Here is a 15,318-nt window from a genome sequence, read left to right as displayed (position 1 = left end):
CGTATAATTTAATTAACTAGTTTATAAAAAACTAGGGGAGCACTATGCTACCTGCTTAATTAGCTGCGTGAACCCATATAGGATACAGTCCTAAACACTTCTCAAGTTCCTGCTTAAATTTAAAACCTCTTATAGTAATTAGTTTTCTCTTTAAGCAATCTTGTAAGGGGTTGAATAAATCTAAATCGGTCTTCTTCTGTACTTCTTTTCAGTCGTACGTCCGTTCGGTCATTAGGTCTCTTGTTGCCATTACAAATACCCATTACGGGTGGAGGGAAAATCCCTCTTCAATAGTTTTAATAAAAAAACTCTTGGGTTCACTACACAAACATTTCAAAGAACTACAATGCAAATATACATAAATTATTTCTGTGAGCAATAAAAAAAGTAAAAAAGTTTAATATATTTTCTGTGGGGAATAAAACTAGTTTATTTTACTAGGGGTTTGAAGTTTAAGCGAGAGGTTTGTTTAAATGCACCCTAACAATTGTGTAAGCGTACCATGGTACGTATTTCTTTTTTTATGCGTACTATATTCAATAGCAATACATACGGGTGTTTCCTACGATTTAAAGGTGCATACGTGTACGGCCTTTAAACAATCAGAAATTTAAACCAAATTAAAATAATTTAAAAGAAAAGTATTACAGAAAAGCGTAAGATCCACTACAAAATACTTTGTTTTGGGTATTTGTATGGTTTAAGATAAATGGCCCGGAGACGCCCGAGCGTAAAGAAAAGGTCTTGCAGACCTTTTTAGCGAAGGGGCGAGTTGGCGCGTTGGCCTTCGAAGCCCGTAGGCGTAACAAATGGCTTTATACTGGAGTGGGGATTACCTGCGGTGTTCCCTTGGGCTTCCGTTCTGCAAATAAGAAACCACGAAGCTATCGCTTCTCGTTTTGCCTTTTATATCATTTACAAAACTTTGTTTTGACATTTTATAAAACACAAAACCACGCCTTTAAGCGTGGTTTCTTGAGTGATCGTGGAGCCGGAGGGATTCGAACCCTCGTCCAAACAAGCAACGTCAGTGCTTTCTACATGCTTAGTCTCTGCTTGGTTTTCGATGTACACCTGACCAGAAACTGCCTAATGTACACTTATCTTCTTAAGATTTTAGTGGTACCGCCGAAGCAAACGGGTACCCTTGTGTTGACTTTTCTGGTGCTCCTAAATGAATCGCCGTCAACAAGGGCTATTCAGGAACATCTCGCTTCCCTACCTTGTAGGGACGAGGCTAATCTTACTATGATTCAGATTAAGCGGCAAGAGCGTAATTATTTTCGCCAATTAAAAGTGTGAAGTATGATATTAACGAGCTGTACCCCAGCGCTCGACATGCTTACAATGCCATTGGTCTCGCTGTCAAAACCAGTCGGCCCCAATATGTTAAAGAACTTTAATCTTTCCAGATTTCCCTTTAATAGAAAATCCAGGGCAGCAAAACTAACAAAAGTTTGTGAACCGATATAATTCCTTTTACATTTAGGGCAATAATTATACCAAAGCAACCCAATGAAGTTCGGAATTATAAGAGAACGGAAAAACCCGCCCGATCGCAGGGTGGTGCTATCTCCCAAGGCATGTCAAAAAGTCTTAAAGACATATCCACAGGCCGAAATTATTGTAGAACCGTCGCCCATTAGGGCGTATGATGACGACAGCTATAAACAGGCCGGTATGGTGGTGGCCGATAAAATGGACGAATGTGATGTGCTGCTAGGGGTAAAAGAAGTGCCCATAGAGGCCCTGATACCCAATAAAAAATACTTTTTCTTTTCGCATACCATTAAAAAACAACCTTACAATAGAAATTTGTTGAGAGCTGTCTTGGATAAGAACATAGAACTGTACGACCACGAGGTCATTACCAATACCAAAGAGCAACGTTTGGTCGCCTTTGGTAGATATGCCGGTATCGTAGGGGCTTATAATGGCTTTAGGGCTTACGGTCTTAAATATGGTCTGTACGAGTTGCCCAAGGCGAACGACCTTCCAGATCAGGCAGCGTTGATCTCGGAATTGAAAAAAATAAAACTGCCGAATATAAAAGTACTGTTGACCGGTAGGGGAAGGGTAGGTAACGGTGCCAGGGAAATGTTGGACGGTATGGAAATGAGAAGGGTCAACGTTACAGAATATCTAGAAGAGGATTTTAACGAACCTGTTTACTGCCAGATAGATGCCGGGGAATACAATAAAAGAAAGGATGGGGTACGTGGCAACAAGGCCGATTTTTTTGCCCATCCCGAGGAATATAAATCCAACTTCTTTAGGTTCGCCAAAGTGTCCGATTTGTATATTGCAGGGCATTTTTATGGTCAGGGGGCGCCCTATCTTTATACCCGGGAAGATGCCAAACATCCAGATTTTAAGATCAAGGTGGTGGCAGATATCAGTTGCGATATAGATGGGCCCGTGGCCTCTACCATCAAGCCTTCGACCATTGCAGATCCTATTTATGGCTATGATCCCGAGACCGAGGAAGAAACCGATTATAAAAAAGAGTCGGCCATTGCCGTTATGGCGGTAGATAATTTGCCGTGCGAATTGCCTAGGGATGCCAGCGAAGGTTTTGGTGAGGCTTTTATAAAAAATGTGATTCCTGCTTTTTTTAATAACGATAAAGATGGGGTCTTGCAACGTGCACGTATGACACGGCATGGCCAACTCACCAAACGTTATTCTTATTTAGAGGATTATGTTTCCTGATTCTTAATACCCAAGAAGATTTTATCTAGGGGAGCTGGTTAGTCGATGTTTATCTTATAGGTAACGATCGGCTGGGTTTTTGGGGCCGTAAAGCATCCTAGGGCTTTTAGCTTTAGGTCTATGGTGTTTTTTCTGTCCAGTGTCTTGACCATTAAACGTTTTGTCGCGCCGGCGGCAATTTCAAATACCGGAGAACTGTCGTAAAATGTATAGTCCGATGCATTTTCAAAAAGTAGGTCACTGCTGGTACTATTGGTCAGGTCTACTTGCAGCACATTGCTTTTTCCGGCGTAGCTGGCATTTTCTATGGTGATGCTTGCCTTTAACAGGGGCAATAAAAATTCTTCTTTACCCACCAACAGATCGTTGTAAACGGCTACGGTTCTTCCGGCAAACAGGGCTTCTTTTAACGAGGGCAGGCTTTTCTCTTTTGCAAAAACCAAGGTAATGGGCCTGTTGTTTCCCTTTTCGGTATAGTCCCAATCTATAAGCCCGTGTATGTCACTGGTACCCATAATGGTTAGGTTGTTTTCCAAGGCCAGGGCCAAAGACTCTTCGGCGTAATCGGTGGTGTTGATTACCTCGATACCATGTAGTTCACCTTTTTTGATTCTTTCTTTTTGAAAATCGCTCAAGATCGGATTTCCCTGTGGATTTTGGGCATACCATGCCGGATGGTTCCAAAAAACAAAGGCGCCTTGTTTTTTTGCTTCCGAGAAAGAATCTTCGGCCTTATCTTTTAATACCTTATTGGCATCTGCTATAAAAACGGCATTGTTGTGTCCCATGGGGGCACTTCTTGTAATTTCTGAACCGTGTACGATCAAAAGGTCGTGGTCTTTGGCTTCTTTCAAGGCTATTTCGTATGATCGGTTTCTGTCCGGATGTGGAATATCTTCTTTATGCGGTTGGTACTCTAGATGCTCTGTTAAGGAAATAACATCTAAATTGTCCCTAAGTGCTTCGGTAACCCTAATAGTGGGCCAAACTTTACCATCCGAAAAAACCGTGTGCATGTGTAGGTCCGTTTTTAGGCTTTTGTAGCCCGGTATGTCCGGAAAACTCAAAGGCCTAGAACTGCTATGGGTATGGTCCTGTGCATATGAAGTAATGGATAAAAAAAGAAAAAGGCTGGCAAGCTTGGTTTTCATGATCGGACGTTTTTTCAAATGTACTATTTGATAATCTCCAATAGGTATCTCTATATTTAAGAAATGGTAAATTAAAAGTGAATATGAACCCTGCCGAAAGTTATATCTTAAATCAGCCCGAATCCTACAGGGAAATTCTATTGTACCTACAATCTGTAATCGAAAGAAATGTACCCTCGGTAGAATTAAAATACAAATATAGATTGCCGTTTTACTATGTGGAAGGTAAACCCTTTTGCTATATGAACGTTTCACTTAAAAAGCGTTATGTGGACGTGGGGTTTTGGAATGCCGCACACTTGACCGTACACCCTGATAAACTTGTAGGCCAAGACCGAAAGATCATGAGATCGCTACGATATATGGCTCTGCAAGAAATAGACGAGCAGGTCTTAATAGATGTATTGATGGATGCCTATGCTGTAAGGGGAAAAGGATTCTATAAATAGATATAAGATATTCTTATTCTTGTTAAGAATCCCTTTTGTTGGGTTTTACCCTATACTTGGCCAGGGTGGCATCCATATTCAATATAAACTGGGTGCCTTTCAATAGGTCTTCCAAAAGGCTTAGTTTCTTCCCTTCTACCTTTAAGCAGATATCTATAGATGGATTGGCACACCAGATTTTATTACAAGGGTTGCCGCCACACTCCAAACAATTACAGGGCTGCCCCGTACCCGCCACAATGGTCAACAAGTGTTCTATATCTCTTTCGCTCATAAAAATACCGATAGAGTCGACCACCAACTGTATTTTGCAGTTGGGGTTTGGGGCATCTTCTAAAAGCAGCGTGGCACCATAGTCGTTTTCATATATAGTTTCCATAATCATTAATTTTTAGCTGTTTTTAATACTGGTCTTTGTTGCTTGTTCATTTTATAGAGAACCAAAAAACCGGTCAGGGCCAAGAGAATCCAAAAAACATCTATAAATAAAATTTGCTCTAACCTTTTGGAATAACTGACCCAAAACCAATTTCCGGTACAAATACCATTTACGATCGGTACGGCCAAACCAAAAACACTTCCCGATAGTAGGCTGTATTTATTGGTGAAATAGTTGTCTTTTTTTAGAATGAACAAAATACTGATCAATAACCATCCTATAAAAAAGAACGTGTAGAGCATATTCATTCCTGCGGGGTTTACAATCTGCACCATAATAAAGGAGAGTGCCGTTATGGGGTACATGCTCAGACAAATGGCCAAATAGTACCTTACCACCCCTTCGTTGAACTTTCTTTTTTTAAGGGGTATGTTCTTTTTGTTTCTGGCGGTGAGCCATATCAATACTCCGCTAAGGATCACAAAGCAGCCTATGAGGCCCATAATAAACGATATAATACGAAGGCCGTAACCACCATAATCTCCAAAATGGAGTCTAAAGAACATCCCTTTTACGATATCTAGGTACGATGTTTTTAGAGTAGGGTCTTTAACATCGTAGATGCTATTGTCGGCTACTTTGAAAATCATATGTCCAAAGCCGTTCAATTTATCTTTGTAGTCCAGATTTCCACTGACCGAAACATGCATGTTGGTATCCCCGTAATTAAAAATGTGAACCTCGGTCACTTTAAAGTTTTTCCATTTTTGCTTTACCCGATCCACATAACTATTAATACTTATAGGGGTAGGTAGGGGAGTATTGTTGAATGTAAATTCTGGATGCGCATATTCCAGGTCTTCGTACAATTGCTTATCATCACCGTCGTACAGGGCAAGTACACTTGGGGCTACCAATAAAAGCTTTAACATAAAAAAGGCTCCGGTAACGGCATAAACAAATTGGAACGGGAACCCAATAACGCCCAATGCCGTATGGGCATCTGTCCAAAGGGTTTTTAGCTTGGCCCGTGGCCTAAAAACATAAAAGTTCTTGATAATTTTATCCCAGTGAACAACGATACCGGTAAATAAGGCAAAAAGAAAAAAGAAGGCTACAAAACCCGATAGGTAGTATCCGTACGGGTGTGGAAGTTGAGCAAAAAAATGCAAACGATATAAAAACTCCCCAAGTGTGTATGAGCCAATGTAGTCGGTAGTGGTCTTGTTTATAGGGTCTAGATAATAAAAAGATCCCGCCCGCTGCTCTTTTGATAGTAAGGTGTCTTTTGATGCCCCTAGATTAACCCCTACATTTTGTTCGTTGAAGTAATGTCTTAACTCTATATCCCTGCCGAATAGGGTATTTTCTTTGGATATGTCTTTGATAGTCCCATCAAAATCCAAGGTAATTTCATCTGGGACCTTCACGGTATGGCCTCTTTCCCAATTCACGATTTCATCCCTGAAAAATGAAAAAGAACCGGTAAAAAAAATAACGTAAAGGGCTACACTAATTACGATACCGCTTACGGTGTGTAAATGAAATAGTATGTTATAGGTTCTCTTGTTCATTATACGATCGGGTTTAGCGATTTTCCATAAAACATGATGATCGCCAATACGGCGGACGCCAGTAGGTAAATGGCCCATATACGCCAACCATTCTTGGCCAAGAATGCAAAGATCATGAGAGCGGCCCATAAAATGAACGAAGTATAGGTACTGGTTATGATTACGTTTACATGATTAAACCAACTGGCAATCGCCAAATGAAAAAAGATGGAGACCATAAAACCCCCGATAATAGCAGCGGTGATTTTAGAAAACCGGGACCAGAAAGATGGATTTAAATATTTTGGATTGGCAGGCATATTAAAAGAATAAAAATTCACAGATTAGAAATAAGGCCAATGAAAACCCTACTGTTTTATAGGTAATAAGTTTTAAGGGGTGTAAGAGGATAACAAGACTTGCAATGGTCATTAGTATTATGGAAAAAGAGAAGATACCTGCGGCCCAACCATAATATGCCATAGATAGTGTGCAGGCTGCTAGCAATGCCATACTTCCACAAAAATTAGCCAAGAAACTATGTTGTTGTCCCCAGTTTTCTATTCTTAATGTATTCGTGATCACCTGTTTTTTAGAGGTGGAGTAACATAGATAGAATCCTAAAAATGTAAGAGAAAGAATCAACGATATCATACAAATGGTTTATTGGTTTATACAGTAGGTAGCACAATGCCATATAAATTCATATTCCTTTCCGTTATAACTACCAGGAATCCTTTCTTCATAGGTGGTTTCCATGGTGTATTTTGTTTTCCAAGGTAATAAAAAGCGAACGATTCCCTGCGCATCGGTTTCTATGGTTTTGCTCCATAGGTCCGACACATATATTTTAAGTTCGTTTTTTGCCAACGGCTGTCCTTTAAAAAATACCTGTAGCCTTATTTCGTTAGTATCGCTCTTTAATTCCTTAATGGCAATGCCTTGATCGTTCGTTGGTTTTGTATCGGTGTAATCGGCACCAACCTGAACCTTGGCAGTGGCATGGTAATGGGTTTTAAAAATTCCGAAATCCCATTGGGTATAATCCAATACATCAATTTGATTATTATCTAAAGCTATGGTATAGGTACCATTTGTCTTTGGGGTAAAATAGGCGACGTAATGGTCTTTTTCGGCTTTGGTTTTTAAAGTTGTTCTGGATCCATCGGGTAGTACGAGCCATAGTTGAAAATTTGATACTTTCGGAAAATTATCACCCTGTACCGCTTCGATAACGCCGTAGGTATATTCTCCGTAATAGACCCTTACCTCTTGCTCTTGGTCTAAACTACCGGATCTGTCGGTTTCTAGCCAGAGGTAATGGGCAAAAGAAGGGGTGGTCGTTATTACTAATAGTATAATGGTGGTTATTAATTTTTTCATGGTTTCTGGAGTAAAGGCAGGCTCTTGCTACATACCAAGAACCTGCCGGTTAAACTAACTCAACTTCTAAACTTAAACTTAACAAGGTCTTTTAAAAATTATAGGTTACCGTAACCCTACCGTTAATACCGGGTTCTGATTGCCAGTATAGGTAGCTGCCATAATCGGAGCCCGAGTAGAGGTACTCATCCAAAATATTGTTTACGTTCAACTGAACCCGCAGTTTTTCGTTGCTCCAAGAAAGTGCGCCATCCAACCTAAAATAATCGGGGAGAAAAGATTCGTTGTCGGCCGCCCATGCCCAGGTAGAGCGATCCACTTGATATTGGTAGCCCAGCGAGGCCCCAAAACCTTTTAGTTTTGAGAATTCAGAAAATTTATAATTCAGCCATCCGTTGGTAACATGTTTGGCATGCCCAGAAAGGCGCTGGCCGATATTATCGCGATCTGAGTCTTCTGTAATCTCAACATTGGTGTTGGCATAGTTTAAGATCAAGTTTAATTGCGGGGTTATTTCTCCCTGTAAATCAAATTCTATTCCCTTAGACTGTATTTCTCCCAATTGTATGGAGAAATTTGGGTTTTCGGGATCGGTGACCAATACATTTTGTTTGGTTATTTGGTAGGCGCCCAAAGAGGTTTTTAACCTACCTTCAAAAAAGCTCTTTTTAATTCCGCCTTCGATATCATTGGCGTCTACAGGGTCAAAAGCCTCGCCATCAAAACTTACGCCACTTTGTCCGATGAAAGATTGGTCATAGAGTCCATAGACCGAAAGGGTGGGTAATATATCGACACTTAGACCTATTCTTGGGGTGATTTTTGAATCTGTAGCCTCTCTTCCATTCATAAACAAGTGGGTATAGCGTCCTGCCAAGGTTAATCTTGCCTTATCGTTAAAAAAGCCTATTTCATCCTGTAGGTATACCGATCGGTTAATACTGCCGTAGTTGTATACGTTGTCACGGTATTGAACTTCGGGAGATTTATTAAAGCTTGGTTCCACCGTGTTTCCGTAAACGGGGTCATAAATATTAAAGGGCTCATCAATGTCAATAATGGCATACTGGCCAAAATCTGCCCAATATTCTTTTTGACTATAATCAAAACCACCTAATATTTTATGGTTTATGCTACCAGTGTTAAAAGAGCCAGAGATGTACGATTGAAAGTATCTGCCCATAGACAGGGCATCCCAATTACTAATGTACCGGACGGCATCGCCATTGTCTTCTAAAGACCAAAGCCAAATAGAATTGCCCACTTGATCATACCTTAAATAACCAAATTTTGTTTCCCAACTCCAGTTTTTGTTAAAATCGTGTTTAAAGGTGCCAAAAAAGGTAACTTCTTGTATGTCGGATACAGGGTAATTGGTATCGGTAAATTTAAAATCCCTATCAAGGCTACCATAACCATCATCAACAGGGGCAAAAACATATGCCGAGCCAATATAACTCTCTGCCTGCTGTACGTTTAGCTCTGCCGTAACCGATGTTTTTTGGGAAATACGATACGTTAAGGCCGGTGCAAAACCATAACGTTCGGCATCTTCATCGCCTCTGTGGGTATCCGATGTCTGGTACATGGCATTAAAACGATACAATAATTTACCGTCTTTGGTGGCTTTTCCGCCAAGGTCCAACGTTCCTCTGTAATTATCAAAACTCCGGGCCATGAGAGATACTTGGCGGATGGTCTTGGCTGTTGGTTGTTTGGTGACCACATTGTAGAATCCTCCGGGCTCACCGGCCGACATCATAAAACCGGCCGGACCTTTTACGAATTCTATGCGATCTACAAAGGCCATATCTTCAGATAGGGGACCCCAAGAATCCTGTACATTGAAACCGTTTCTAAAAGCGGGCAGACGAAAACCCCGCATGTTTACCCTGGCAAAGTTTCCCCAATGTTCTAACATGGTTACCCCTGATACATTTCTTATTACGCCATCCATGATGCTAGTAACTTGTTGGTCTTGAAGAAGATCGCTACTGATAACTTGAATGTTTTGCGGTAACTTGGCTATCTCGGTTTTTAACCTTAAGGATTGGGAAGGGGCTTTTAACGCATATTTGTTTTGATGGCCTTTAACGACCACTTCGCTAAGCTGTTCTTGTTTCTCTGACAATGCGATGGCCTTTAATGTGGTGGTTGTGTTTGCCGATACCGTAACGGATATGGTTTTAGAATCGTACCCGATCATAGAAAACGTAACTGCATATTTGCCAGGGGCTATATTTTGTATCTGGAAATCGCCATTAGAATCGGTGGTGCTACCTAGACTTGTTTTTATAAGTGCAATGTTTACGTTCGGCAAGGGCTTGTTGCGCTGGTCGGTGACCTTGCCCGCTATGCCTCCTGTTTGTGCCATTGAAACGGATATGCCGAAGAGTAAAAGCAATATTGTATAAAAATTCTTCATATAAAATTAGTTATTTTTAATTAGTCTAAATAAGTTTGAAACGAAATTAAGAAGATGTACTCAATAAGAAATGACGTGAAATGGTAAAAAAAAGACGTGATTTTAATAAGGTGAAGAAGGTAGATCTAACATTGTCCAACAAATCTGTTTATGAGGAAATTGGGGAGCTTTTGGGTACAAAAAATGTTAACCAGACCAAGGTCGATACGTTTAACATAAAGAATGTATATGGAAAGGGGAGCGTGAACCTTATTAGTTTTGAAGATATTACCATTGCCATATGTGCGTTTAAATTGGAACAAGAGCTTATTGTTAAACAAAACTTCTGCGAAGAGTTTGTGGAACTCTGTTTTCTGATAGAAGGTGAAAAAGTTGTTTCTGTCAGAGGTTTTGGGAGTGTTTTTTTTGAAAGTGGCGATGCCTACATGGCCAGGATACGATGTTTTGATTGTGACTGCAAAATTGCCGCTAACAGACCTTGCAAGGAAATGAGTATTAGACTGCCAGTCTCCTTTTTGTCCAAACATGGGTTTGAAAACGATATTATGCCCAAAGAGTTTGTAGACGATAATCTAATATTGCCTATTACAAATGAAGTGCTAAGCATTATAGAATCTATTGAGCAGCTCAATATAAGCGGCTCTGCCAGAAGAATATTTTTAAAGGCAAAGGTGTTTGAGCTATTGGCGATACTGGTTTCAAATTATAAAAGTGGTGGTGCGGAACTAAATGCCTCAATGGGCAGTAACCTTTTAAAAAAGCTTTTTACGGTAAAAAGGATTGTGGACGAAAATTTAAAGATGAACTATTCCGTAAACGAGTTGTCTCGCGAGGTCGGACTTAACAAAACTATACTAGATCGAGAGTTTTTAAGGGTCTTTGGGCTAACGGTGCATCAACATAGTATTGCACAAAAGATTAAAAGGGCAAAATCCTTATTGTGCAACACCGATTTGCCCATTTATGAAATTGCAGAGGAAATAGGTTATAAAAATGCGACCCACTTTTCTGCGGCTTTTAAACGCGAAGTGGGTGTGGCCCCTAAAAATTACAGGGCGAGTACCACACAGTAATTATAATTGCGGTACCCTTAAGGTTGCTATGTGCTATAACCCTTAAAACGAGTTGATCGTTTTTCGTATCGCTACCAAATTGCTCAAAAGTCCTTTCAATAAGGCTAGGTCTAGCATGTTGGCCCCATCGCTTTTCGCATTGGCACAATCAAAATGGGTTTCTATAAAAAGTCCGTCCGCCCCGGCGGCGATACCTGCACGCGCCATGGTACCGATCAAGGCGGGCCTACCTCCGGTAACACCTGACGATTGGTTGGGTTGCTGTAAAGAATGGGTAACGTCCAATACCACAGGTGCATACTGTTGCATGGTAGGGATGCCCCTGAAGTCTACAATCATGTCTTGATACCCGAACATAGTACCACGATCTGTAATAATGGCTTGTTGGTTACCGGTTTCGGTAACTTTGTTTACCGCATGTTTCATACTTTCAGGACTCATAAATTGTCCTTTCTTTATGTTTACCGTCTTTCCTGTTTGCGCCGCGGCGACCACCAAATCTGTTTGGCGGGCCAAAAAAGCGGGAATCTGTAATACATCTACATACTCGGCCGCCATCGTGGCATCTTGTTCCGTGTGAATGTCGGTAACCGTGGGAATATGAAAAGTCTCGGATACCTTTCGTAAAATCTTTAATGCCTTTTCGTCCCCAATACCTGTAAAGGAGTCTAACCTACTACGGTTTGCCTTTTTAAAACTTCCTTTAAAAACATACGGAATCTTAAGCTCGTCGGTAACTTCTACGATATGTTCCGCAATGCGAAGGGCCATTTCTTCACCTTCTATGGCACAGGGGCCAGAAAGTAAAAAAAAGTTATTGGCATCGGTATGTTTTATTTGAGGAATTAAAGAAAGGTTCATACACTAAATTTTTTAGATGCAAAGATACTATTTTAAGCAGCTTTCTGTTGTATATAGGAACGTTTGTACGTACCCAATCTTAAAAAAATGAACCTACTTAAGCATATAACCTGTGTTTTGTTATTGATTTTGAGCTTTCAAATGAATGCTCAATTCGGTAAGAATTGTGAGTTAAGGCAAATGAAGATCAATCTTATAAACCCGGGCTTTGAGTATGAAATGGCCTTGGGCGCGAATACTACATTCGATGTAAAGGCCGGTTTACAGGTAGCCCTGGATCCATTGCTGCCAGACGTATATGAGGAGTTGGCATTTTTGCCTGCCGTAGCCGCACAATACCGGTATTATTACAATTTTGAGAGCCGCCAAAGAAAAAGAAGACAGATCTACGGTAACTCTGCCAATTACATAGCACCTGCGGCCGCCGTCTTTTTTCCTGGTACGCGTACCATTGAAAATGAAATAGTGAAAGGTGCCTTTTGTTATGCAGGTTTGGTTACGGGGCTACAACGTAGTTATGACTCGGGATTCAATTTTTCTTTTGATGTGGGGGCCGCCTATTATGCAGGGCAATTTGAAGGGGCGATCTATCCGGTGGCCAATTTAAGCATCGGTTGGATCATTAGTGAAAAACGATGGTGCGTAGGGCGATAATTTTTATGCCTTATTTCTTAATATTTCTTTAAATCAGATGGTTACCTATCTTTAAAACTTTAGTTTTAAAGACAACTTCAATCTAACCACATGAAGAAAATTACGCTAATACTCTTGTTTTTTGCCTTTCAGATCGTGCAGTCACAGGTAAGGGGTATCACAGAAAAAGGCTCGGGTCTCATAAATCTTGAGCAACATCAGTTTAAGTTCAATTTTTTTAATCCAGGTTTTAGTTATGAATTTGGGTTGTTCAGAAACCAAAGTGTCTCCGTAGATGTGGGCTTGGGGGCCGCCATTTATGAAGAAGGCTATACCTATGGTTTGGCCTTGAACAATAGATATAGATACTATCATAATTTTAATAGGCGTTTGCGAAAGGATAAAAATGTTTCTGGAAACTCTGGAAACTACATAGCGGCCGCACAGGCCATTTTCTTTTCACAGGTACGGCTTGCCACAGATATCAACGGGCCGGATGATTTTAACTTAGGTTTTTATGGTATGGTATACGGTATACAACGTACCTATCCGAAAGGGTTCAATTTTAATGCGGAACTGGGTGCCGGTTATTACAAAGGAGACGGTGTACCCAGTGGATATGGGCCTATGGTAAGTTTTAAATTTGGATGGGTAGCTACCAAACGAAAATCTAGAAAGCCCGTTTTCGAGTAATCTACATAATCCATATTAACAACGAGGTTGGCACTGTTTTGTGTTCTTGGGCATAGATTGGGCTAGGTAAGGGTACGAATCGAAAAAAAAAGTAGTTCGTGGTTTAGGGAACACGCTCAAAATCAATAAGATAAAAATAACATAAGATTAAGTGTACCTAATATAATTTGAAGTATCTTTGCACGCTTAAAATAGACCTTATGTCCACTACAAAGAATATTGCGATCATTGCGCACGTTGACCACGGTAAGACCACCTTGGTAGATAAAATAATGTACCACTGTAGCTTGTTTCGTGAAAACGAGAATACAGGTGATTTAATTTTGGATAATAACGACCTGGAAAGAGAACGTGGTATTACCATTACTTCCAAAAACGTTTCTGTCGTTTATAAGGATACCAAGATAAATATTATAGATACTCCCGGCCACGCCGACTTTGGTGGAGAGGTGGAACGTGTGCTAAATATGGCGGATGGTGTTTTGTTGCTAGTGGATGCTTTCGAAGGCCCTATGCCACAGACACGTTTTGTGTTGCAAAAGGCGATAGACCTTGGTCTTAAGCCATGTGTGGTGATCAATAAAGTGGACAAGGAAAACTGTACACCGGAAGAAGTACATGAAAAAGTATTTGATCTGATGTTCGAATTGGGTGCAGAAGAATGGCAGTTGGATTTTCCTACCGTGTACGGCTCGGCCAAAAATAACTGGATGAGCGAAGACTGGCAGAACGAAACCGACAATATAGAACCTCTTTTGGATATGGTTATAGAGCACATACCAAGCTTTGAACCAAAAGAAGGTAACACGCAAATGTTGATTACTTCTTTGGACTATTCCTCTTTTACAGGTAGGATCGCCATAGGAAGATTGCAACGTGGAACTTTAAGGGAAGGTCAGCCAATCTCTTTGGTAAAAAGGGATGGTACCATCGTAAAATCTAAAATTAAGGAGCTTTTTGTTTTTGAAGGCCTTGGTCGTAAAAAAGTACAAGAAGTGGAAACAGGTGATATTTGTGCATTGGTCGGTGTAGAGGGCTTTGAAATCGGAGATACCGTTGCAGATTTTGAAAACCCCGAAGGTCTAAAGACCATCGCTATAGATGAGCCTACCATGAGTATGCTCTTTACCATTAACGATAGTCCATTTTTTGGCAAAGACGGTAAATTTGTTACCTCTCGCCATATAAAGGAACGCCTAGAGCGCGAATTGGAGAAAAATTTGGCCCTTAGGGTAAATGAAACGGACAGTGCCGATAAATTTTTGGTCTTTGGCCGTGGGGTATTGCACCTTTCGGTATTGATCGAAACCATGCGTAGAGAGGGATACGAACTACAAATAGGACAACCACAGGTTATTATTAAAGAAATTGACGGCGTTAAATGTGAGCCTATCGAGTTCTTAACGATCGATCTACCAGAGGAAGTATCCGGTAAGGCTGTTGAGATGGTGTCTATGCGTAAGGGAGAAATGACAAGTATGGAGGCAAAGGGAGACCGCATGGTATGTGAGTTCCAGATCCCATCAAGAGGTATTATCGGATTAAGAAACCAGTTGTTGACCGCAACCGCAGGGGAGGCCATTATGGCACACCGTTTCTTGGAGTACCAACCTATGAAAGGAGATATACCGCAACGTCAGAACGGATCTTTGGTTTCTATGGAAACCGGTAAAGCGATACCTTATTCTATCGATAAATTGCAAGATAGAGGTAAGTTCTTTGTAGATCCGGGAGAGGATATTTATGAAGGTCAGGTTATAGGTGAAAACTCTCGTGGAGATGATATGACCGTTAATATTACCAAAACCAAAAAACTTTCAAACGTTCGTTCTTCAGGTGCCGATGATAAGGCCAAGATTGTACCGGCCATTAAGTTCTCTTTGGAAGAGGCATTGGAATATATTCAGAAAGATGAGTATGTTGAGGTTACCCCCAAACATTTAAGACTTCGAAAAATATTCCTTACAGAGAACGAGCGCAAGCGAAATAAAATAGCATAACAAAGT

General features: G+C 40.6%; 14 protein-coding genes and 1 other RNA gene. 6 read left to right on the top strand and 9 right to left on the bottom strand.

The genetic code is table 11. The features are described 5' to 3' along the window. Positions 1-983: 983 nt before the first annotated feature. Positions 984-1,383: a transfer-messenger RNA gene (gene ssrA / locus AB657_RS17845) on the bottom strand. Positions 1,384-1,515: 132 nt separating this feature from the next. Here ssrA and AB657_RS08890 point away from each other — a divergent pair. After that, positions 1,516-2,712, top strand: a complete 1,197-nt coding sequence (locus tag AB657_RS08890; protein WP_047246174.1) for an NAD(P)-dependent oxidoreductase — start codon at positions 1,516-1,518, stop codon at positions 2,710-2,712. A 38-nt stretch (positions 2,713-2,750) separates the two neighbouring features. On the opposite strand, the gene AB657_RS08885 is transcribed toward AB657_RS08890, so the two are convergent. Further along, positions 2,751-3,863, bottom strand: coding sequence for an Sb-PDE family phosphodiesterase (locus AB657_RS08885; RefSeq protein WP_047246173.1), 1,113 nt, complete (start codon positions 3,861-3,863; stop codon positions 2,751-2,753). Positions 3,864-3,946: 83 nt separating this feature from the next. On the opposite strand from AB657_RS08885, the gene AB657_RS08880 reads away from it, so the two are divergent. Further along, complete coding sequence (locus AB657_RS08880; protein ID WP_047246172.1) at positions 3,947-4,312, top strand: DUF1801 domain-containing protein; 366 nt, start codon at positions 3,947-3,949, stop codon at positions 4,310-4,312. Positions 4,313-4,334: 22 nt separating this feature from the next. On the opposite strand, the gene AB657_RS08875 is transcribed toward AB657_RS08880, so the two are convergent. The 6 genes from AB657_RS08875 to AB657_RS08850 all read right to left on the bottom strand — a co-directional run bounded on the left by AB657_RS08875 (position 4,335) and on the right by AB657_RS08850 (position 10,052). Next, on the bottom strand, positions 4,335-4,691 hold the full coding sequence (locus AB657_RS08875; RefSeq protein ID WP_157491639.1) for a hypothetical protein: 357 nt from the start codon (positions 4,689-4,691) through the stop codon (positions 4,335-4,337). A 5-nt stretch (positions 4,692-4,696) separates the two neighbouring features. Then, positions 4,697-6,265, bottom strand: a complete 1,569-nt coding sequence (locus AB657_RS08870; protein WP_047246170.1) for a PepSY-associated TM helix domain-containing protein — start codon at positions 6,263-6,265, stop codon at positions 4,697-4,699. Continuing rightward, positions 6,265-6,483 carry a hypothetical protein gene (locus AB657_RS08865; RefSeq protein ID WP_316933214.1) on the bottom strand — a complete coding sequence of 73 codons (219 nt, stop codon included), beginning with the start codon at positions 6,481-6,483 and terminating at the stop codon, positions 6,265-6,267. Before AB657_RS08865 ends, AB657_RS08870 begins: the two co-directional genes overlap by 1 nt. Positions 6,484-6,565: 82 nt before the next feature. Beyond that, positions 6,566-6,898 carry a hypothetical protein gene (locus AB657_RS08860; RefSeq protein WP_047246168.1) on the bottom strand — a complete coding sequence of 111 codons (333 nt, stop codon included), beginning with the start codon at positions 6,896-6,898 and terminating at the stop codon, positions 6,566-6,568. 9 nt (positions 6,899-6,907) lie between these two features. Beyond that, a complete protein-coding gene (locus tag AB657_RS08855; RefSeq protein ID WP_047246167.1) occupies positions 6,908-7,627 on the bottom strand; it encodes a DUF4198 domain-containing protein in 720 nt (239 codons plus the stop codon). Positions 7,628-7,718: 91 nt separating this feature from the next. Further along, entirely contained in the window at positions 7,719-10,052 is a 2,334-nt protein-coding gene (locus tag AB657_RS08850; RefSeq protein ID WP_047246166.1) for a TonB-dependent receptor, read from the bottom strand. Between the two features lie 80 nt (positions 10,053-10,132). On the opposite strand from AB657_RS08850, the gene AB657_RS08845 reads away from it, so the two are divergent. Further along, a complete protein-coding gene (locus AB657_RS08845; protein WP_047246165.1) occupies positions 10,133-11,125 on the top strand; it encodes an AraC family transcriptional regulator in 993 nt (330 codons plus the stop codon). Between the two features lie 42 nt (positions 11,126-11,167). Here the strand turns inward: AB657_RS08845 and kdsA are convergent, their stop codons facing one another. Next, a complete protein-coding gene (gene kdsA / locus AB657_RS08840; protein ID WP_047246164.1) occupies positions 11,168-11,986 on the bottom strand; it encodes a 3-deoxy-8-phosphooctulonate synthase in 819 nt (272 codons plus the stop codon). 87 nt (positions 11,987-12,073) lie between these two features. Between kdsA and AB657_RS08835 the strand changes: the two genes are divergently transcribed. The 3 genes from AB657_RS08835 to typA all read left to right on the top strand — a co-directional run bounded on the left by AB657_RS08835 (position 12,074) and on the right by typA (position 15,312). Further along, positions 12,074-12,640, top strand: a complete 567-nt coding sequence (locus tag AB657_RS08835) for a hypothetical protein (RefSeq protein ID WP_157491636.1) — start codon at positions 12,074-12,076, stop codon at positions 12,638-12,640. A gap of 90 nt (positions 12,641-12,730) precedes the next feature. Beyond that, complete coding sequence (locus AB657_RS08830; RefSeq protein ID WP_047246162.1) at positions 12,731-13,312, top strand: hypothetical protein; 582 nt, start codon at positions 12,731-12,733, stop codon at positions 13,310-13,312. A 200-nt stretch (positions 13,313-13,512) separates the two neighbouring features. Beyond that, the gene (gene typA, locus AB657_RS08825; protein ID WP_047246161.1) at positions 13,513-15,312 is read left to right on the top strand and encodes a translational GTPase TypA; all 1,800 of its coding nucleotides are present in this window, start codon (positions 13,513-13,515) and stop codon (positions 15,310-15,312) included. Positions 15,313-15,318: the final 6 nt, after the last annotated feature.

It is taken from the genome of Maribacter thermophilus, from assembly GCF_001020565.1.
Classification (GTDB): Bacteria; Bacteroidota; Bacteroidia; order Flavobacteriales; family Flavobacteriaceae; genus Maribacter; species Maribacter thermophilus.
The sequence above is the reverse complement of the archived record's forward strand: the minus strand, read 5'-3'. Positions and strand labels throughout refer to the sequence as shown.

Bases quoted from the DNA above. Each gene is read 5' to 3' on its own strand.
- AB657_RS08885 (WP_047246173.1), bottom strand. From the start codon at position 3,863: ATGAAAACCAAGCTTGCCAGCCTTTTTCTTTTTTTATCCATTACTTCA.
- AB657_RS08870 (WP_047246170.1), bottom strand. From the start codon at position 6,265: ATGAACAAGAGAACCTATAACATACTATTTCATTTACACACCGTAAGC.
- AB657_RS08875 (WP_157491639.1), bottom strand. From the start codon at position 4,691: ATGGAAACTATATATGAAAACGACTATGGTGCCACGCTGCTTTTAGAA.
- kdsA (WP_047246164.1), bottom strand. From the start codon at position 11,986: ATGAACCTTTCTTTAATTCCTCAAATAAAACATACCGATGCCAATAAC.
- AB657_RS08835 (WP_157491636.1), top strand. From the start codon at position 12,074: ATGAACCTACTTAAGCATATAACCTGTGTTTTGTTATTGATTTTGAGC.
- AB657_RS08890 (WP_047246174.1), top strand. From the start codon at position 1,516: ATGAAGTTCGGAATTATAAGAGAACGGAAAAACCCGCCCGATCGCAGG.
- AB657_RS08865 (WP_316933214.1), bottom strand. From the start codon at position 6,483: ATGGTCTCCATCTTTTTTCATTTGGCGATTGCCAGTTGGTTTAATCAT.
- AB657_RS08855 (WP_047246167.1), bottom strand. From the start codon at position 7,627: ATGAAAAAATTAATAACCACCATTATACTATTAGTAATAACGACCACC.
- AB657_RS08850 (WP_047246166.1), bottom strand. From the start codon at position 10,052: ATGAAGAATTTTTATACAATATTGCTTTTACTCTTCGGCATATCCGTT.
- typA (WP_047246161.1), top strand. From the start codon at position 13,513: ATGTCCACTACAAAGAATATTGCGATCATTGCGCACGTTGACCACGGT.
- AB657_RS08845 (WP_047246165.1), top strand. From the start codon at position 10,133: ATGGTAAAAAAAAGACGTGATTTTAATAAGGTGAAGAAGGTAGATCTA.
- AB657_RS08830 (WP_047246162.1), top strand. From the start codon at position 12,731: ATGAAGAAAATTACGCTAATACTCTTGTTTTTTGCCTTTCAGATCGTG.
- AB657_RS08880 (WP_047246172.1), top strand. From the start codon at position 3,947: ATGAACCCTGCCGAAAGTTATATCTTAAATCAGCCCGAATCCTACAGG.
- AB657_RS08860 (WP_047246168.1), bottom strand. From the start codon at position 6,898: ATGATATCGTTGATTCTTTCTCTTACATTTTTAGGATTCTATCTATGT.